General features: G+C 40.1%; 19 protein-coding genes. 4 read left to right on the top strand and 15 right to left on the bottom strand.

Translation table 11 applies throughout. The features are described 5' to 3' along the window. A partial coding sequence (locus tag AB6811_RS11540; RefSeq protein ID WP_369490618.1) for a hypothetical protein occupies positions 1–717 on the bottom strand: 717 nt, incomplete at its 3' end. A gap of 47 nt (positions 718–764) precedes the next feature. Between AB6811_RS11540 and AB6811_RS11535 the strand changes: the two genes are divergently transcribed. Continuing rightward, the gene (locus AB6811_RS11535) at positions 765–1,067 is read left to right on the top strand and encodes a hypothetical protein (RefSeq protein ID WP_369490617.1); all 303 of its coding nucleotides are present in this window, start codon (positions 765–767) and stop codon (positions 1,065–1,067) included. 320 nt (positions 1,068–1,387) lie between these two features. Here AB6811_RS11535 and AB6811_RS11530 read toward each other — a convergent pair whose 3' ends face one another. Continuing rightward, positions 1,388–1,603, bottom strand: a complete 216-nt coding sequence (locus AB6811_RS11530; protein WP_369490616.1) for a hypothetical protein — start codon at positions 1,601–1,603, stop codon at positions 1,388–1,390. Positions 1,604–1,686: 83 nt separating this feature from the next. Here AB6811_RS11530 and AB6811_RS11525 point away from each other — a divergent pair, with 83 nt between their 5' ends. After that, positions 1,687–2,373: a S24 family peptidase gene (locus AB6811_RS11525; RefSeq protein WP_369490615.1), complete on the top strand. Its 687-nt coding sequence runs from the start codon at positions 1,687–1,689 to the stop codon at positions 2,371–2,373. 428 nt (positions 2,374–2,801) lie between these two features. Here AB6811_RS11525 and AB6811_RS11520 read toward each other — a convergent pair whose 3' ends face one another. Further along, entirely contained in the window at positions 2,802–3,797 is a 996-nt protein-coding gene (locus AB6811_RS11520; RefSeq protein WP_369490614.1) for a glycosyltransferase, read from the bottom strand. Between the two features lie 147 nt (positions 3,798–3,944). After that, positions 3,945–7,178 carry a putative selenate reductase subunit YgfK gene (ygfK, locus tag AB6811_RS11515; RefSeq protein WP_369490613.1) on the bottom strand — a complete coding sequence of 1,078 codons (3,234 nt, stop codon included), beginning with the start codon at positions 7,176–7,178 and terminating at the stop codon, positions 3,945–3,947. A 101-nt stretch (positions 7,179–7,279) separates the two neighbouring features. Here ygfK and AB6811_RS11510 point away from each other — a divergent pair, with 101 nt between their 5' ends. Beyond that, complete coding sequence (locus AB6811_RS11510) at positions 7,280–7,888, top strand: nucleotidyltransferase family protein (protein ID WP_369490612.1); 609 nt, start codon at positions 7,280–7,282, stop codon at positions 7,886–7,888. Between the two features lie 304 nt (positions 7,889–8,192). Here the strand turns inward: AB6811_RS11510 and AB6811_RS11505 are convergent, their stop codons facing one another. From AB6811_RS11505 to AB6811_RS11495, 3 genes are read right to left on the bottom strand one after another with little or no spacing between them, the layout of a single operon-like run. Beyond that, positions 8,193–8,645 carry a hypothetical protein gene (locus AB6811_RS11505; RefSeq protein ID WP_369490611.1) on the bottom strand — a complete coding sequence of 151 codons (453 nt, stop codon included), beginning with the start codon at positions 8,643–8,645 and terminating at the stop codon, positions 8,193–8,195. Further along, the gene (locus AB6811_RS11500; protein WP_369490610.1) at positions 8,635–9,048 is read right to left on the bottom strand and encodes a helix-turn-helix domain-containing protein; all 414 of its coding nucleotides are present in this window, start codon (positions 9,046–9,048) and stop codon (positions 8,635–8,637) included. Before AB6811_RS11500 ends, AB6811_RS11505 begins: the two co-directional genes overlap by 11 nt. Positions 9,049–9,052: 4 nt before the next feature. Next, positions 9,053–9,589, bottom strand: a complete 537-nt coding sequence (locus AB6811_RS11495; RefSeq protein WP_369490609.1) for a hypothetical protein — start codon at positions 9,587–9,589, stop codon at positions 9,053–9,055. A 313-nt stretch (positions 9,590–9,902) separates the two neighbouring features. On the opposite strand from AB6811_RS11495, the gene AB6811_RS11490 reads away from it, so the two are divergent. Next, positions 9,903–10,049, top strand: coding sequence for a hypothetical protein (locus AB6811_RS11490; protein WP_369490608.1), 147 nt, complete (start codon positions 9,903–9,905; stop codon positions 10,047–10,049). A gap of 9 nt (positions 10,050–10,058) precedes the next feature. On the opposite strand, the gene AB6811_RS11485 is transcribed toward AB6811_RS11490, so the two are convergent. The 8 genes from AB6811_RS11485 to AB6811_RS11450 form a co-directional block, all read right to left on the bottom strand. Next, the gene (locus AB6811_RS11485; protein ID WP_369490607.1) at positions 10,059–11,174 is read right to left on the bottom strand and encodes a hypothetical protein; all 1,116 of its coding nucleotides are present in this window, start codon (positions 11,172–11,174) and stop codon (positions 10,059–10,061) included. A gap of 121 nt (positions 11,175–11,295) precedes the next feature. Further along, positions 11,296–12,309 (bottom strand): fibrobacter succinogenes major paralogous domain-containing protein, encoded by a 1,014-nt coding sequence (locus AB6811_RS11480; RefSeq protein WP_369490606.1) that lies wholly within the window; start codon positions 12,307–12,309, stop codon positions 11,296–11,298. After that, entirely contained in the window at positions 12,272–13,510 is a 1,239-nt protein-coding gene (locus AB6811_RS11475; RefSeq protein ID WP_369490605.1) for an OmpH/Skp family outer membrane protein, read from the bottom strand. The genes AB6811_RS11480 and AB6811_RS11475 overlap by 38 nt, the downstream gene beginning before the upstream one ends. A gap of 9 nt (positions 13,511–13,519) precedes the next feature. Beyond that, positions 13,520–14,458, bottom strand: a complete 939-nt coding sequence (locus tag AB6811_RS11470) for a hypothetical protein (protein ID WP_369490604.1) — start codon at positions 14,456–14,458, stop codon at positions 13,520–13,522. Position 14,459: 1 nt separating this feature from the next. After that, positions 14,460–15,113 carry a hypothetical protein gene (locus AB6811_RS11465; protein ID WP_369490603.1) on the bottom strand — a complete coding sequence of 218 codons (654 nt, stop codon included), beginning with the start codon at positions 15,111–15,113 and terminating at the stop codon, positions 14,460–14,462. A 159-nt stretch (positions 15,114–15,272) separates the two neighbouring features. After that, positions 15,273–16,337, bottom strand: coding sequence for a linear amide C-N hydrolase (locus AB6811_RS11460; RefSeq protein WP_369490602.1), 1,065 nt, complete (start codon positions 16,335–16,337; stop codon positions 15,273–15,275). A gap of 187 nt (positions 16,338–16,524) precedes the next feature. After that, positions 16,525–17,049, bottom strand: a complete 525-nt coding sequence (locus AB6811_RS11455; RefSeq protein ID WP_369490601.1) for a PH domain-containing protein — start codon at positions 17,047–17,049, stop codon at positions 16,525–16,527. Positions 17,050–17,347: 298 nt separating this feature from the next. Further along, positions 17,348–19,603: a xanthine dehydrogenase molybdopterin binding subunit gene (locus tag AB6811_RS11450; RefSeq protein WP_369490600.1), complete on the bottom strand. Its 2,256-nt coding sequence runs from the start codon at positions 19,601–19,603 to the stop codon at positions 17,348–17,350. Positions 19,604–19,614 lie beyond the last annotated feature (11 nt).

The following is a 19,614-nucleotide window of genomic DNA, read 5'->3' as shown; positions in this document are numbered from 1 at the left end:
CGTTTCGGCATCGGCAATCCTGAGCGTACCCGACAGGAACTGCAGGTAGTAGTCGTGCACCCACTCCCCAAAGGGTAGGTTATCCATGCAGTAAATGCTTATGAGGAGCTTTTCCACAAGCTCGTTAACCTTGCGGCTGTTTCTGTTGCACCAGTTGCCGTGTATCAGGCTCTCGTAGCCATTGTCAATGTACTTTTTCAGGCGATCCTTTAACCTGCGGGGGTTGGTGGGCAGGTCGTGAGGGTACTTATTGGTATCAATCTGCGCCAGCAGGTTGGCGGCCATGGTGTATATTTCACCCTTGCGCATGCCTATTGCCTTGCGGCGTGTGCGGGTTTCTGTTATGTATGCCTTTATGGCATTGAGCAGGCAGGCCTCGGATAAGTACTTCTTTTGGGCTTTCATGTCCAATTTTCGGCCATCGGGTAGCAGGTAATTGGCAAAGTAGGCAGCCGCTTCGTGATCGGGTTTAATGTAGTCCTCCAGCATGGCCCTATGCACCAGCTTGCGGGGGTCGCCAAGCGCGGCCACTATGGCCTCCTTTCGGTCGGTGCGCAGGGTGTCCCATTCGATTAATGCAGAATTATTGTTACAACCACGCCTAATAATTTTAAGATAATTCCGCTTTTTATCGGATTTATACAACGCATATGATAAGCCTGCATTTAGCCATTCATCTACAGTTATACATATTATGTCGTTGTAGTATACTGGCATGGAGGTGTTATTTTTTTATTTTTACCTTATTAAAAAAAATTAAGGTTATGGATAAAGAAGCCCGCAACATGATTGATGAATTGCTCATTGATTACATGATTCTATTAGCATATGTTAAGACCCTGCAAGGCGCACTGCTTGCATTGGCAGAGCAAAAACTTACAAAGGAGGAGTACCATGCTTTTGCAAGCGATTTCTTCACTAACCTTGGCATACAGGGAAATAACATGCTTAATGGTATAGATGAACTGCTATTTTCGAATGGAACAAATCGGATATTCCGGGAACGTTTTGAAATGGAGGATTATGTTCATCGCATGCGCAAGATGTTTGACCTACAGTATGGGTAAGAACACCTTTCCTTACCACCATTAAGTCGGTGAAACAGGAGTACTTTTTACTTCTGATTACCTTTTCGGCTTTTTTTGCTTTTTTGCTTTTCATGGCAATTCGTTTTAAGTGATTAATACTTAAAAGTGCCGGTCTGTTCCCGGCTGCCAGCGCGGTTGGCAGCGTTCCCTCCGCGCTTGGGCAATCCACCTTGACCCGGCCTCCAACGGGTAGCCGGCCTTTGCTACTCCGCCGTGGTGGCCTTCGGGCCGTCACCTTGGGTTTGGATCCCGAGCGGGTTCCGATGTAGCCGCTTACTGCTGTCGGGATAGGCATTGCTCTACCTGTTTAGCTGGTTCACCATTTTGGATATGCGACGGCTGCGCTGCTCCACTATCTTATGGGCCACCTCAAGCAGCATTGGGTGAAGCCTCACGCGCCCGTTGAATGCGTTTACCACATGCGGGTAGGCAAACCCGGTTATCTCTGCAATTTTCTTAAGATCGCCGTGTCTTAGCTTACTTTTTAGCTCATGCTCTTGCTTTTGCCGTTTCATATTGTTTAACTTTGCTTAATTGTTTTACAAATATATTATCAAATGATAATATATCCAAATAATTTTTTAAAAATTTTTCTCAAATGACAATAAATAATCGCATTGACTTAATTATCAAACAGTTTGGATTAAACAAAAACAGTTTTTCAACAAAAATTGGTGTTAATCCTACTGTTATTCATAATATTATTAAAGGTAGAAATGCCCCAAGTTTTGAATTGCTCAATAAAATAGTATTAACATTTGATAATATAAACCCGGAATGGTTATTGACTGGAGAAGGCCCAATGCTTAGAGGAATTAAACCGGATGAAATCAACCGTTTCTCCTCAAAGGCCGATACCTACCTCCATACGGTTAGGATACCGCTATACAACGTTGAAGCCATTGGCGGCGTGGTGGAGGTGTACGATAGCATTGCCGATACTGAACCCATAGCCTGGCTGGAGATACCAAACCTGCCCAAATGCGACGGGGCTATTTACATGGTGGGCGATAGCATGTACCCGCTGCTCAAGAGCGGCGACATTATTATATATAAGGTGCTGAACGACCTGCAGAACATCCTCTGGGGCGAGATGTACCTGCTATCCATTGCCCACAATGGCGATGCATTCCTTACCGTGAAATACGTTAAACAATCCGATACCCCAGGCTATGTTACGCTGATCAGCTATAACGAGCACCATCAACCCAAGGACTTCCCGTTCGATTCCATCAGGTTTGCCGCTCACATAAAGGCATCAGTACGTATCAATAGCATGGGTTAACCGTTCCACACGCACGCATTTACACTTATTCTTTTTGTATTATGCTGTATATCATGCATATGCATTATTTTCTACTTGTTTTTATCGTGTATTTTCCCCCCTTCTATTTTATGTTTTGCCTGTTTTTTGGGCTTTTATTTTGCCTTTTGGGTTTTTTATCTGTTGTTTTATATCCTTTTTTTGCCCCCCCAACTGCCCCCCCAACTGCATCCCCAACCATATTTTTAGGTTATCGGTACATAAAAACAAAGCCTCCTTTAATAAGAGGCTTAAAAAGTCATCTATACCTTATTATTACTTGCATACAAGCGGGCCTTGTTTTAACCTTTAAATGCTTATTTTGCGTAAATTTACCCGCAAGTTTTAACCCTGTTTTAACCCGTTTGGTACAATTTGTTTTAAGTGGTAAATTTGTAAGAATTTATATTTCAATTGCTTACAATTTTAATTTTTGTACGTTTTGTTATGGGGGGCATACTTTTCTCGTAATAATTTTTTAGTTGGTTAAATATTTTTTCCTGAGTAGGTGGTAATCCGGTTACATTTACAAAGTTATTCATGGCATATTGTTCATAATTGCTCAGGGTAACTATTTCCCCCATTCGTTTATAGTTAACTGAAATCAGATTAGTTCCTCGAGCCAGTCCCTCAATGGCTGTTCTACCCACACCAAAAAGTAATTCAGGGAAGAAACCAATGTTTTCTAATTTTTTCACAAAGCCTTTATACTGAATTGCCTCTTCGTTCAGCTTGCTATTTGCCTCATAGATTAATAACTTTAGTTTCTCAACCTCCTTGCCATCGCCCATAAGCAATAACCTTACATTTGGATAATCCGTTTTTAGCTTTGCAACTGCCAAAACCAAATTTTTAATAACCTCAAAGTGCCTTTCATCAATACGGCTGAAGTATCCAATAGTGTATGGTTCAAGATCTGGAAGCTTTTGTGGAATTGGAATTCCGTTGGGTATAACTACCGATTTATGCTTTATAGTCCCATAGTGGCGCGAGATGGTTAAAACCTGGTTACTAACGAAAATTATCCTTGAAGTGAACCTACGGGCAATTGCCGATCGCAAATCGTGCCTAACGCGGCCGTGAACGGTAGCCACCACTGGGACTCTTAGTATAAATCCCGCTATGCATGCCGAAATTATTGGGAGTCGTTGGTGTGCATGTATCACATCAATCTTATACCGTAATAGCAGGTAAGCTATTATTACAACCTTTGTCAGTATCAAATTTCTTACAAACGATGGTAGTTGAATAAATATTACTCGTTTATCTAACAGCTCATTTTGTCGCCCTTTTCGGGAAAGCAGAATAACCTGATGGTTGCTTGCTGCAAGCTCGTTACATAGCTCACGCACGTGGTTCTCTGCTCCACCAAAATCGAACCGTGTAACAAGCTGTAGAATACGCATTAATGGTAATTTCTGATAATTTATTTTTTTGAATCTTCTCTAAACCCTTTGGAGATTAGTCCAGTTTAAAGGGGTCAATACACTAAACACAACCACCAAACACTAAACACAACCACCAAACACTAAACACTAAACACTAAACACCAATCATACCCCCATTAACCTTTTTGCTCCCTGCATTATTACGCTCATCTCTACCGCATGCTGGAACTGAATTTGTCTTACGCAAGGCGTTAACGCCTTAGCCTCAACCAGCTTAAAGCCATTTTTACTGAAACGGGCGTAAACGTGGTCGGTTTCGTAAATGTATTCATCACGGTTTTCCGATAGGGTCTTAATGCCTCCTTTTTGCTTGAAGATTAATACATTTCTGTCCTTCAGAACGCTAAGCATGTAACCATCCTCGCTCTCCTTGAACGATTTTGTGGTTAGGTGAAACTTAGGCTTATCCTGGTAGGGTGCGCCCTCGGTTGGGCAGAACGTAGAGCAGTTCCCGCATTCGTTACAGAAGTTTGCAATATTCAGTATCTGAACGGTTTGTTTTACCTCAAAAAGATGGTCGGGTTGAACCTCCTGTGTTCCATCGGAACCAACCAGCACTTTGTCGAGCTGGTAACGAACGGGTTCAATGGTATACGCAAAGTTAGCCAGGTTGGGGCAAACCGTTGTGCATATGCTGCAAACCTCGTCGCAGTGTAGGCAGCGTGCGCTTTCCTCTTTTATAGTTTCTTCGTCCGGAGTTACAGTCACCAGCTCAAAGGTTTTGCTCTTTTCAGCAGTGAGCTCTTTATGCACATAACCATACTTGCGGGTGGATCGTAGGAGCATAAGTTCCCTATAATTATGTTTCTTTTCAGGGACACCAGTACTAATTCCCGTAAAACCGCATTGGCTGATAATCTCCTGGGCTGCCTTACGACCATCGCCAATGGCATTTATGGCCGTTGATGCACCACGTAGCGCATCGCCACCAATGTAAACGTTACCCATCAACGTTTTATAGTTGCGGGTATCGGCTTTTAGCAGCTCATTTGGAACAAAATCGATATCAAGGGCTTGCCCAATGGCGGGAATTACCACATCGCACTCAACCTCAAATTCCGAACCATCAATTTTTACAGGCTTTGGTCTACCCTTGCTATCGTAACCATCTAGCTTCATTAAGCTACATTTCAATGCTTTAACCTTGCCGTTCTGGGTGATTATATTTTCAGGGGCGGCAAGTTCCACTATCTCAACTCCCTCGGCAATTACCGCTTTAATTTCACCCTCATCGGCAGGCATTTCGTTTACTGTTCGGCGGTAAACTATGGTTACCTTTCCGTTGTCGCCCACAAGCCTATGCGCTGTTCGGGCTGCATCCATGGCGGTGTTCCCACCGCCAATTATTACAATACGTTTGCCAATCTGCTTTATGTTACCGCTTTTTACACCCATCAGGAAGGTTAGAGGGTCAATAACACCATCGGCATCAATACCTTCAATATCAAGCATAGCCGATTTCTGCGCACCAGCCGATATGTAAACGTAATCGTACTTGTTTTTAAGGTCGGTGAACTCGCTGCGGGTTACGGGGTGGCTGTAATGGATGTTTACACCAAGTTGGGTAATCCTTTCAATATCCCTATCAATGGCCTGGTCGGTTAAGCGGAAGCCTGGTATGGCATAGCGAACCATTCCTCCGGCCTTGGTCTTGCTTTCAAAAACATCAACCTTAAAGCCATTAATGGCCAGGTAAAATGCACACGACAAGCCCGATGGGCCGGCGCCAATTATGGCAACCCTTTTACCATTTGGTTGAGCAGGACTTAGCTTGATATCAGCATTCTCAGCAACGTAGCGTTTCACGTCGCGTATTTGTAATGGGTTGTCGTAGTTAATACGGGTACACTTGTTCTGGCAAAGGTGGTCGCACACCATTCCGGTTGTATTCGGAAATGGGTTGGTGCGAAGTATCACCTCAAGCGCTTTGGGGTAATTGCCAGTGGCAGCAAAGTGAAGGTATGTGGGTATTTCCTGATTGGTAGCACAGGTATTCACGCATGGGGCTGCAATACAGTCGAAGTAGTCGAGCTTACGCTTGGTTTTGATGGATGGCTCACGGAAATGCGTATTGCGATAACGTTCATCCTCTACCACCTCCTGTGCGTAGCTGTTTAGGTTTTTGAGAGCCACATCGGCTGTTGGCCAGCCAGTTTCCCCGTTAAAATCGATATTGAGATTATCGATATACTGCTTTAATCGCCCATAACCGCCGGGTTTAAGCAGGTCGGACGATACGGTTACGGTTCTAAAACCGCAGCCCATAACCTTTGATACGTTAAACGCATCAACTCCTGCCGAGAACGATAGAAGCAATTGGCCTTTGAAATCGTTCTGCAGCTTGCGGGCAAGGTTTATGGAAATGGGGTGTAACGCCCGGCCGCTCATGTACATCATGTCCACCTCGCTTGGGAAAACATGCTTGTTGTTAACGCTTTCCAGCGTATTGGTTAGCTTAACCCCAAAGGTAAGGTTAAGGGTTTTTGCTTCGGCGGAAAGGGCTTCAATCAGCTTTAGGGCATCGGGATATTTTAGGTCGTGCTCAAAGGCGATATCGGGAACGTTGGTTCTAAATCTGAGCTTTTTGTTCAGTATCTCTCTTAGCTCAGAGCTTCCCAAAAGGGTAGGGTTGAGCTTAACCAGCGTATGCAATCTCCGTTCAGTTAGCAGGTAGCGGGCTATATCCTCAATCTCATTTGCCGGACACCCGTGCATGGTGGAAAGCGTAATATTATCCGAAAGCTTAGCGGGAATATCGATGTTTCCAATGGCTGGGTATATGGCTTTTAGCTCCTGCACCATCTGGTTCAGCTCACCGGTGGCATCACCCATTTTATTCAGGAACCACTGAACGTTGGGCTTTTTAATACCCTCAAGGTTATAGCCTACGCTCATGTTGAAAACCATATTGGGCTTACTGCCCAGCTGCAGCTTATGGTTCAGGATGTGAATGATTACCCATGCCTTTAGGTATTCCATGAAGCTCTCCTCAACCCTCAGCTCCTGCGACCACTCGCAGTTGTACCCTTCATCCTGCATGTCGATGCAGGGTTTTGCAATCTCTAGCTCATCGAGGGTTTGAATGGTTTTCAGCTCAAGGTACCGGGCTCCCATAAGCCAGGCAACTACAATGTTGTGAGCAAGTTGAGTATGTGGCCCTGCGGCAACACCTATTGGTGTATCAATGGTTTGCCCAAAAATGGTTGTGGGAAGTTTACCTTGATTCGGGTTAAAGAACAGCTCGCTGGGGTATCCAAAAACGGTTCCATGGGTATCAAGTTCTTTCAGAATGATTTCCAGCAACTGTTTGGCCGGTATGGGTGAAAACTTATCGCTCATATATCCTGATATTTCCCACAAATCTATAAAATATGGCTAAGCATATTAACTTTGTATAGCATTTTATTGCTATTTGGCAAAGAATATTACTATACAAGCGAATGAAAGAAAATTTTTCCGCCATTATTCTGGCAGCCGGTTCCTCGGGGCGAATGGGGCAGCCTAAGGCTTTGCTCCCATTTGACCCACAACGATGTTTTGCCCGCAAGCTTGCCGATGAGTTCCTTTCCTTTGGCTGCCAAAGGGTGGTAATGGTAACCAATGCCGAGGTAGCCGCACAGGCAGCTTCAGCAGCCTATAAGCTAAACGGTATTGAAATAGTGATTAACCCAAACCCCGAACTGGGGCGTTTTTACTCGTTTTACCTTGCGTTACAGGCAACTGGTAACCACTATGTTTTCATGACCAATGCCGATAACCCCTTTGTGGGTGCTGATATCCTGCGGGCACTATGGCGTCATGCAATGCAAGCCGACTATGTTTACCCGGTTTACGAGGGTAGGGGTGGCCATCCCATACTAATTTCGCCGCGAATTGCGAGAGCAGCACGAGCCGAGACCAACCTGGATATCAACCTAAAAGAGTATTTAAACCGATTTAGCAAGGCTTGCATACCCGTTCCCAATGATCAAATCCTTATCAACATCAACACCCCCGAAGAGTATGCCAGGCTAATTGCCGATGGGAAATTGACAGGCAAGGGAATTTGAGATGCTAAGAAGAGTGAAATCTTTGGGGGTTTATATGGTTGGGTTTATGAAAGGGGTGGGAGTGGAAACAGGTTGCAGTTTGGCAATAGCACGGGAATTAAAAGTGCAAGACTGTCATATTCCAACAAATGAATGAAAAAAAACTACATTTCGAATTAGTCACTGCACCCTGCAATGTGCTAAACCGATGTTGGCAACTGGTGTTCTGTCTATCCGTCCTCATGAATCATTGTCAGTGCATGGTTTGAGATTGCTGTTTGATCTTCTAAATTATAATTCTTAAGTATTTCCAAATCATCTATTTTTACTTATTGTGAAGCAACTTGTTCGGGTTGATAATGGGTAAAACAAAGTTTTGCAAAGCCGTGCCTTGCAGTCGGGTTATAAGAATCCCTCTTGATGTAGAATAGGTTACAGATGAAAGTGCATTTGCCAAACCCGGATTTAGATTTAAACGCTTATTTTTTTTCAGTATAGTAAGCTCTTCTAAATTTTCAATTCTGTAAATAAATATTAAATGGAAATTTCCTGTTGCTTCGCTTTCATTTTCGCCCTTGCTGTCGGTTTTTACGTTAACAGTGAAATCTGCTTTAGCCAATTTATCGTCAAGGTTAAAGCTCAATTGCAAGGAGTTGTCCAAATGGTATCCGACAACTTTGTTAATGTCAAAATTTTCAGGAGTGTTCACCTGTCCTTTAATCATTTTGAAATCAATCAAAGCAATCTTTTCTGGATCAAAAACATTTTTATCCTGCATTGCTTAATTCATTATAGGGTTCAGTTTCTTCGGCACATTGCCAAACATTTTCAGTGGTTTTTGTGTTTAGTTTTGTATAACTCACAAAAGTGTGAACTCTGCACACAAAGCCATCTTCAACAAATTCTGTCTGTACTTTTTTCTTCGTCACTTCTATTAAAGGTACTCCCAATTCAGCCGATAATTTTGCTAGTGAACGTAAGGTGAAATTGTGCTCACCGTTTAGCCATTTGGAAATTTCAGATGGTTTCTTATTCATCTTTTCAGACAGTTCCTTTTTACTGATATTTTTTTCACGCAATAGTTGATTAATGCGAACCACTATGTCAGCATACCAATCCACAAAGATTTCAACATCTTTAGGTGTGCTTTTCAGCAATCTATCTACTGTCTTGCTTCTCATTGTCTTATAGTATTATGTCAGTTGTCCCGTCAAAGTTTTGTAAATACCTACCGTTATCAGAGATTTTAATCATTTGAGATTGTAATGCTTCTTCAATTTTTTTGACAAAGGTTTGTGCTTCATAAAACTTCATTCTTAAATTTTTGCTTTCTTGTGATGCTTGCGATTCCTTAATCCCACCGTTGAAAAGAATAACAATATTTTCGGTTACCCGATAACAAAATAACCTCAGTGGAAAATTGATGCCTAAGTCTTTTATTTCTTCTACCCATTGTTTTTGTTTTGGAGGCAATTCTTGTGCTTTGTTTACTATTCTGTCAAAAAAATCATTTGTTGCTCCGTATCTGTTGCCAATGCTTTCGGTTATCAATCGAAACAATTGCATTGCCTTTTCATTTAATGGATGCTCAGGCACAGCATAGGTATCAAAAAACCTATCCGTTTCTGATGGTGCATTGTCATCATCTGTAACCCACCTGACGGTGTAGAATGTGCAAATGCTTCCTTCATCATACCATATTTCGACTGCAAATGTATTCACTTATAACCGAATTATGCAATTTTTTGTTTCACTTTTAAGTTAAATTATTCAAAATAATTACTTAAAACCCTATCCTTCAATATATACATTCCTATTTGTCAGATCATTAGTTTGATATTAAATAAAAAAATCATCCCTCGCTCTTGTGCGTCTGCGGACGCGTGCAATATACGCCACTCCGTACGGTAACTTTCAGTAAATGTAGTAAAAAATCCACTTGTTCAAGCAAGTACAAAAACTTTTTTATGTCCGGCTGAAGCGTTGCGTTAGTCATGTACTCTGCCCAACCTCGCAAGTTTAATTGGTTGGGTTTATGAAAGGGGTGGGAGTGGTAACGGCTGGGGGTGTGGCAAGTGGGGGAGTGCGGAGCAACGCTTTCGTCCCCCGACGAAAACGCCCGAACTGGCGAAACCGCTCCGAAGTTCCAGTATCAACCCACATTGGCTACACCCATTGTTAGCAACCGTAATTATTTCATTAGATGTTTGAAATGATTTCTAATGTTTTCATACGTTCGCTTACTAGCGTTAAATTTAAACGTTGTTAATACTGCAATCTCTGTCCAACCAATACATCTCAAATATTTGCGAAGTGCATGAATGTTTTTACTTGTATAGAATTCAGGCTCAGAGGTTATTGGTTGGTAGTCCTTAAAAGCAAATTGATAAATATAGCCATCACAATATTTATCTAAAGTAAAATTATCATAGCCTAGAGCATAGTATGAGTCAGTAGAATTTAATTTCCCGAAGGGTGAATTCACAACATCGAACCCAACTCTTTTATCACTATACATATTCATAATGCTATCAATTGCTCCATTTACAGGAAGTACTCTTTGAGCATTCCATCCGTTATCAGAAATCCAACCTGCATGTAAATTTATATTGAATGTTTTAACGTTTAAGGAATCATGAATGATATTTCCCATCCTTGTTTTGGTATAGCCATAAAGAGTATCTCTTTCAAAATCGTAAAGGGGTTGATGATATTTTGTAAAAGCATGAAGATTGCCTGAATATATCAATGCTTTTTGGTTTTGGCTTATAATTTCTTTCTTTAAGACGTTAGCCATATATACATCAGGGTCTAAATTATTCCATGCTCCGCCTTCTTTACATGGGTCGTATGGTGGAGCAAGATTTACAACTCGGAATTTTAAAGAGGAATTAGGGTTTTCTTTATTTACTTTCCATGCAACCTCATATATGTCAATGTATTCCTTATATCCCCAAACTGGATTATTCTTAAAATAAATTGATTTTAACAATTTCCTATCAAAAACAGGCGCTGTTATTATTGAATCAATAACTTCCTGAATATTATAAGCACCAAATTCAATTGCAAGGTTATAAATTTCATTTTCATAGAGTAGAGGAATTAGATTTAAAATCAAATCAACATCGTGTTTAATCCTGTGATACTCTCCTATAAAGACATAGTCATGGTCATTAAATTTGCTAATAACATATTCCTCAGGAGTTTTCCAGTTGCTATCTAGGTACTTACGGAGTTTTTCATAATTTTGAGAAAAAGATTGAATCGTTGTGAATGTTACAATTAAAAAGATTATTGACTGTTTCATATAGACTGCGGTTTTTATGATTGCCAACTGAAAATGCTAAACGCAGGTGCAGGAATTGAAAGTAAAATGCTTCAAATCAGCACAATGCCTGCACTTGTCGTTTAGCATAAGTTACACAAATTTAATCTTTTATACATCGTACAGCATGACCTGCTTTATGGCTGTAAACATCTTCTTTTAACTCTGTATTGAGATGATCTAAACTGTAAAAAAGAGCATCATCTTCATCGTTATCAGTCGAAGTCCAAAACGATGCAGATTTGCCAAACCATACAAATGCCGAGGTGTAATCTCTTGAACCAGCCGGAATTGCAGTAAATCCGCTTGAATTTGTTGCTCCTTCATTGGGCGTTGCCCAATTATTTGTTCCGCTCTCTTTTAATTTTGCGCCAATTAATTCGACATCACCACCTAAATAGTCAATTAGTTTTTTCCAATCTTCTTGCGAAGGAACATGCCAACCGCATGGACATATATTCCTTTTGTCTATTACCACAAACCATGTGTATAATCTACCGTATTTTTCAACGAGGCTTTCATCACCATTTGCAGGCCATTGGTACTTGGGTTTATTTTCTTCATGAATTTCATTATTTGTAGTTGAAATAGGTTCTCCGTTATTGTAGTGTGAGGTTCGGAGATTTTCGGCAAACCATACTTGAGAACCAATTTTAACTGTTTTATAAACATTTCCTTCGATGTCGGTTGTTGTCCCGTCAGCTTCGGATAATGTTGTTACAGTAATGGTATTGCCATAACCTGTTCCTGCTTTATTAGTGGCATAAGCCCTAATGTAATAGGTTGTGTTGGGTTTTAGGCATTTTACATAAAGCTGAAAATTATTGCCCGCTGAATTACTTGTGATTTTAGCATCGGTTATCTCCGGCATCTGTTTTGTATTGCTCCAACAAATGCCTTTTGAAGTTATTGTGCTACCACCGTTATCGGTGATGTTTCCACCTGTAAACACACTGTAATGCGTAATTACAGTAGCTTCGTTAGTTGTTAGCGAAGGCACTTTTGGTGTTTGTGCCACTGCAGAGGAAAGTATCAAAATAAATGATAAAATCCACAGATAAGTGATTGCTTTCATAACTTTAATTATTAATGGTTTGTAAAAGTTTAAATATTTCATACCAAAACGTTTTGTCTTTATATAAATCCAAAATTACATTATCGGTGAGATAACTTACATTATTGGAATAATTCAGTTTTCGGGGTACATCTGAAAATTCTTCATTCATCATATGCCAATGAATTGAAATCAACTGAATATTTTGGGGATTATCAGTTACCAACTCAGGGTTGATTCGGACAAGAGCATCTCCACTTTTAATATACTCTTTTGGAAGTAAGCCGGATACATTGTTGAATTTTTCCATAGCTTCCAACGAATAATATCCTTGTCGTTGTCTTTCTGCTGCTGACATATTTTGTAATTCTTCATTCAACCGTCTGATTTGTTCCTTTTCAAAAACGTTGAAGTTTGTTTCATTATTTGAGCCATTATTCAAATATTGCAATGATTCTTCATAATTTTTTTTAAGTTCTTCGGCTGCATTTTTATCATATTTCAGTAGTTCGTTGTAGGCTTTCATAAATTCTGCTTCTCGCTGTTTTTTAGCTTCTTGACTATAAAACTCTTCCTCTGTGCTTTGTAAATTTTCTTGTTCTTTATTAACCTCTGCAATTTTATATTCCCAGTAATCAATCAGTGTTTTTATAAAATCTTCTTGTGTAACAGGTATAAACAATTGCTTTTGTGAAAAATTTATTATAGTTACTTCTCTACGATTTGTAGCATAAACAGGATTACCGTGAAAATTTCCCACTACTTGAGGACAAGTATAAATATCAGACATTAGTGGTGTTCCGGCTATGTTGTAAGGGTTATTGAGATAAATGTAAAAAATTGAAGCAATATGGAAATCAGTAACCGCTTTTCCGCCAATTTTAAAATAGGGTGCCAAGGCTATTTCAAGGCTAGCGGTGATTTTCGTTTCATCAGAAATCCAATAATCGGTAGGCTTATACTCTTTATTCCAATCTTCAATTCTTTTATTAAAATGAACATCGAAGCCCTTTGGCGGATTAAACAGTGGATGGATCTTAAACGCGGAGATTAGTTTATCAAGTTTACCACTGTATAAAGCCATGGTATTTGCTGGAAGCGTTTGAGTATAAGTTTCGTCATAATAGGTTTCAATTTCAATTGTACCTATATGATTCGGCAGCATTTCGCTTCCTTCCGAATCTGTAACTATACCAGAATTAATTTGTGCAGCAATATTAATCCACAAATTTATTAAAATGATAATTAAAAAATGTTTTTTCATGAGCTTGACCTAATTAGTAATTACTATTTTCCCGTTTATGATTACCTGATGATAGAGTTTTACCTGGTGAAGAGGATAAGTAATTAATACTTTCGGGGAATGGTTATTCGCAGATGTATCTTTTGAAATGATTAATAAGCTATATTCGTTTTTGGGGTCTTGAAAAGCATAAGAATCGGAGTTGATATCTTGTTTTACAAACCTCGGTTCTTTTGCCCCATTTTTCTTAAACCATTCGACAGTTTCGGCAAAACTCAATTTTGATTCAAATAGAAGTTGCGCAGATATTAAATTGACCTCCTTTGAAGAGTTACAGGCATACTGTATAAATGATTTTTCCGGTCGAAACTCGGATTGCTGATGAACGGGGAAATCTAGTAATTCAGCTGGCGGCACAACAGGGTTGGGGTCGGTAGCATAAAACTCCTCAGTAACATAAAGCAGGTCGTCTTCAAAGTTGTTTACCAGCATTATAGTGAACTTTTTTAAGGTGTTCTTTTCCGGCATGCAAAACCATTGAAATGTTACATCAGCGTCATAAACAACCACATCTGATGCTTCACCGGGTTTTAACAGGCTGATATCCTGCTCACGTGTGTTGTTTAGCGTAACAGCTCCCCAATTGTTAATAGGTTTGGGCTGAAAGAGATTTTTATAAAACTTCTGATAAATTTTACCTGCTTTGTCAAATTCTTCGGTTGATGAATAAATATTCGTACTTTGATACTGCAGGTATAACTTAGCGCCTTTTAGTGATTGAGGAAATTTTTTTTGGTCCTCATATTTGAGCATATTCCGATAAAAAGTACCTCTGGAAACCTCACCCTCGGTTTGTTGAAAAGTTGGAGGCACCTTAATCTGGTCAAGTGAGCATGGTACTGTTTGCCCATATCCTATCAAACCTATTCCTACTATAAGAAGTAGAAATAAAACTGATTTTGTTTTCATTCTACTGCATCTCAAAAGAAATACCTGAAGGAAGTTTAAATAATGAAGCTGCAGGTTGATTTTCATTTATTTCTGTAGCTTTCATCATTACTTTTTGTCCTGCAATTTCAGTTTCTGATTTTAAAACAATGTTTTCCCAAACCCAGGAAATTGATTTTGGTTTTTCGGTTGATACTTTCAGACAGTTTTTACCAAGATATTCTTCAAATCCATGCTTTTTAATTCCATAACGTTGAATTTCTCTTTCCGTAATATTGTCATAGTCTGTTTTAGCCTGGTAGTATTTCATTTTTGTTCCGTTTGTTGCATCGAACTGCCACTTGTACTGAAAACCATCAATTATCAAAGTCTTGTCGCCTGACTTTTCACCACCAATAATCATGTAGCTTTCTTCGTATTGTTTGTTTCCATAATCATCGAACCACCATTCCCTGATTAATTCCTGGCCTGCAGTAAGCATGGAATATTTGACATATCCACACTTGATCTTAAAATACTTTTTTTGATTTTGTACAAGCGGTTTCTCTGTTTTAAAGACAACCACATTAACGTCAAAAGATTTTGCAACTGACTGATTATCGCATTTTTGCCCGTTCGAGTATGAAACAGCAACCAATAAGCAGATAATTGTTAAAAGTTTGAACGATTTTTTCATGATTTTCTCCTTTCAAATTATTTTGTGTAACGGATGATGTGTAAGTGCAGTAGCGGTTTTGAAGCACTTTCCTGTCCGTTTATCTCTATGTTTATTAAAAGCACAGACCTTTGATTTACCATTGTAACCGCTATTGCAGGTACACGTTGTTGTGGGCTGTTATTGTTCGCTACACTTTACAGATTCAAAATATTTTGCTGATGCTAATCTAAATTCTTTTGGTACATTATTTTTTAAGAACTCAACGCCGTTTATTACAAATTCAATTATTTCCAAATTAGATTCAAAGGTCAGTTCTTTAAAACTGTCATAATTAACCAAATTATCAGCGATAGGTATGTACAGCTGTTGGTTTTTGCATGCAAAATCAATTTCTTTTAAATCTATTATTTGAATTGTTGAGTTAAGCAACGATTTATAATGAATTTTTAAATTACTAATATCATAAACAATAGTCCATTGGGTATTTGGTTGCGATACATTTTCAAGTATATTAAACGAATAATCCACTAAATTGCTTGTTCCGTTATAATTGTCAATAAATTCGGTAACTTTTACAAATCTGCCAGATGAATTTTTTGTCCAATCATTATATTGAATAGAATCATTTCTTTCTACACTTGATTTATAGCTGAGTGAATTTTGGTATATACAATTTGATAGTACAGAATATGGTAAATCCGATCCTTGATGCACAATCATTTTTCCATCAATATATTCGATAGTTGCAGAATTACCGGAACTATCCGAAACTAAAAAGTGTATATATGATGTTGCCATATAAGATATCCGTATTAATGAGTCGCTAACAATAACTTCATTAACCGTAGCTGAATTGTCTAGGTGATATTGAATCCACTGTAATTCGCTTAATCCATACCGGTTATCGGCAGATGGATATTTTGCTTCTTGAAGCCACATTTGTTCTATTACTAATCCTTTTTCATTGATTCCGCCATATGGGAATTCTTTACCAGCTTGATTAAAAGTAATACTTCCATATTTAGATACCCATGAAAATGCTTTTTCAGGTGGTCTAATAAACGCTGATTTCTTCATATTTTTATAATTAATGTGAATATGTCCTTGCCCAATGGGAAAATCAAAATTTTTACCAAAAGACACATTACCATGCTTATCCTTTAGTACAAAAGTTGTACATGCATATCCAGAATAATTGATAAGCAAAAAAATTATAGTTGTAAAAATTACTTTAAATTTCATATAAGAATGTTTTAAGTTAGTCTGTCGTTTTCTTTAATAGCACACAACGTTTCCGCGGTAAATTTGTCGGCTGGGATGAAGACGCCTGCGTCTTTATCCCCCGACAAATTGAAACTAAGGTACGAAAAGTTTACTTTTCGGCAAGTCAACCCAGCTGCAATTTACCGCGTGTTAGCAATAGTTGGTCTTATTTTAGTCTATTAATAATTCTTTTCTCTCGTTTTATTTTTATTCCTTTCAGAACAGGATTCAATTCGTTTTCAATTAACGGAATTGTAAGATTTGTAATCGCAATATTCTCTCCTGACTTTGTTTTTATTTTAATGAATTCAAAGGAACTCAAAGGATATGTCGCAATCTTTGATTCATAAATTTCAACTGAGTCTATACTTTCATTGCTTATTGTGGTTTCAATGGAGTCTTTTTTGATAAAAAGTTTTCTTTCTGCGATGTCAATTTCGATTTCTTTGTTTCTGTCAATCGCGTCATATTCATAACGCATTCTTAAAATCTGATAGAGAATATAAATGATAATTGAAATAATAGAAACAAATGATAAGAAAATTAATAGTTTCAGATGGCTATATTTTGTAATCAATCCGGCTATTTCTTGAATTACAATGTATCCAAAAAGTCCAATCAAAGCGATAAACGCAAGTTGATAGAACCAAGTGTCTTTGGGTCGTCTGTATTTAAATTGTTTATCGATCATCTTCCAATTATTGCTAACTAGTTTATATGCGCCACAATGTTGCGCCTTATTTCCATTTTTGGGTGTATAGGCGCTATAAAATAGCGTTTTATTGCTAGAACAAGTATAAAAAATTTATTACAAATTATCAAACGGTCTTTTAACTTTTTGCTTACTATTTTACCTAAAAAGTTGTTCGTTGATGATTGATAGTGAACTTAATAGAACGCAGATTACGCTGATTAAATAGTTTTACACCAGTTAAATTAACCAAACACTAAACACTAAACACTAAACACTAAACACTAAACACCAAACCCTACCTCCCCTGGTACAGATGCATCAAAACCCTTTCAGGGGTTAGGGGTGCAGTGAGCTTTATGCTATAGCTTGGGTTAAAGGCCTTAATGGCATTGTGAATGGCGAAGTAGGCTGCTATGCCGTACATAAATGGCGGTTCGCCAATGGCTTTTGAACGTAGTACTGCCAATTCCGGGCCGTTGGTGGGAAGCGGGATGCACTGTATGCTTTTGGGTGCAAAGTGAATATCGGGTACCTTGTAGGTGGATAGGCTATTGGAAAGCAATCGGCCCTTGGAGTCAAAGGCTAACTCCTCAAGGGTTAGCCATCCTATCCCTTGCACTACAGCACCCTCAACCTGTCCAAGGTCAATCAGCGGGTTTATGCTATTGCCAAAGTCGTGTACAATGTAAACATCATCAATGGTATAGGTTCCCCTGATGCAGTCCAACGTTATTGTAACAACCCCTGTCCCATAAACATGGTAGGCAAAGGGGTGTCCTTTCTCCTTGGTTTTATCAAAGTAGATAACCGGAGTGGCATAGTGACCGTTCTCAGTTAGCGCAACCCTTTTCAGGTGCGCCTTTTTAACCAGCTCGTTCCATTTCAGAGCTGTGGGTGCACCGTTACGGATAACCGTTTCGTTTTCAATGGTTAGCTCATCATCGCTACATTCCAGTAGCTCAGCGGCTACCTTAAGCAACCGTTTTTTTAGGGCAGCAATGGCTATTCGTAGAGCATTGCCGTTCAGGTCGGCACCGCTACTGGCAGCCGTTGGTGAGGTGTTTGCAACCCTTGTGGTATTGGTAGAATGAATCTTTACCCGGCTAATATCAATCCCCAGCAGAATGGATGCTACCTGCGCCATTTTGGTGTTCACACCTTGCCCCATTTCAATGGCTCCAGTGCTTACTGAAACGCTGCCATCCTGGTAAATATGAACAAGGGCGCGGGCCTGGTTCATTGCTGTGTTGGTAAACGATATGCCAAAGCAGAGCGGCATAACAGCCAGGCCCCTTTTGCTGTACTTGTTATTTTGGTTGTAATTCTCAATGGATTGACGGAGATTCTCAAGGTCAAACTTTTCCGATGCAAGGGCAAAGCATTTACGGGCGTTTACGTTTTCGGCCTTTTGCCCGTACTGGAATTCATCGTTCTCTTTTAGCAGGTTTGCCTGTTGGATTTCAATTGCGCTTACGCCAATGGTTTCGGCTGCTTTAGCAATGGCGCTTTCAATTACAAACATACCCTGGGGCCCACCAAAACCCCGAAAGGCTGTGTTGGGCGGAAGGTTTGTTTTGCAGCTATACACGGTTACTCGCGTGTTAGGGATATAGTAAGAACCAGTGGAGTGGAAGAGCGTTCGCTCCATGATGGCTGGCGAGAGGTCGGCTGCGGCACCGCCGTTTTGGTACAGGGTTGTTTCAAAGGCCAATATCTTGAGGTCAGCGGTTAGCCCAATCCTAAAATCGCCGCTGTAGGGGTGACGTTTGCCGGTCATTCGCATATCGTCGTGACGGGGTAGAACGAGTTTTACCGGTTTACCGGTGATATGGGCAGCAAGTGCAGCCATGGCTGCAAATCCTGAAGCCTGATCCTCCTTGCCCCCAAAACCGCCGCCAAGCCTAACCACATCAACCTCAATAAGGTTCATGGGTAATCCTAGAACACGAGCAACCGTTTTTTGAACGGCTGTAGGCCCCTGGGTCGATGAGTGAACCTTAATATAGCCACCTTCAACGGGGTAGGCGTAAGCCCCTTGGGTTTCAATGTACAGGTGTTCCTGTCCGCCCAACTCAATGCTATCCTCCACAATGTATTTACATTGGCTCCAAACCTCATTGGGGTTACCCATGCTGAAGGTTCGGGGTGGTATGAGCAGTAACCCCTTTTCCTTTGCAATGCGTGGGTCGGTTACCGGTTCCAGTTCCTGGTAATCAATCCGAACCATTTTGGCTGCTTTGTGGGCGTCGCGCTCGGTTTTTGCAATAACCACAGCTATGGGTTGACCCTGGTAGTGAACTTCGCCCTCGGCAAGCAGGGTTTCGTCCTCAACTATTCCTCCTATCTGGTTTTCGCCCGGAATATCGGTGCAGGTGATGACCTTTACCACGCCATCCAGCCTTAGTGCCTCCGTGGTATCAACCTTTAAAATTTTACCGTGCGCAATGGCTGAGCCTACAACTGCTGCATGCAATGTACCCGAAATGGTTGGGATATCGTCGAGGTAAACCGATTTTCCCGTTACATGACCTATGGTATCGATGTTTTTCATCACTGTTAGCC

It is taken from the genome of Tenuifilum sp. 4138str (assembly GCF_041102575.1).
GTDB lineage: Bacteria > Bacteroidota > Bacteroidia > Bacteroidales > Tenuifilaceae > Tenuifilum > Tenuifilum osseticum.
This window is presented reverse-complemented; position numbering and strand designations above follow the sequence as displayed.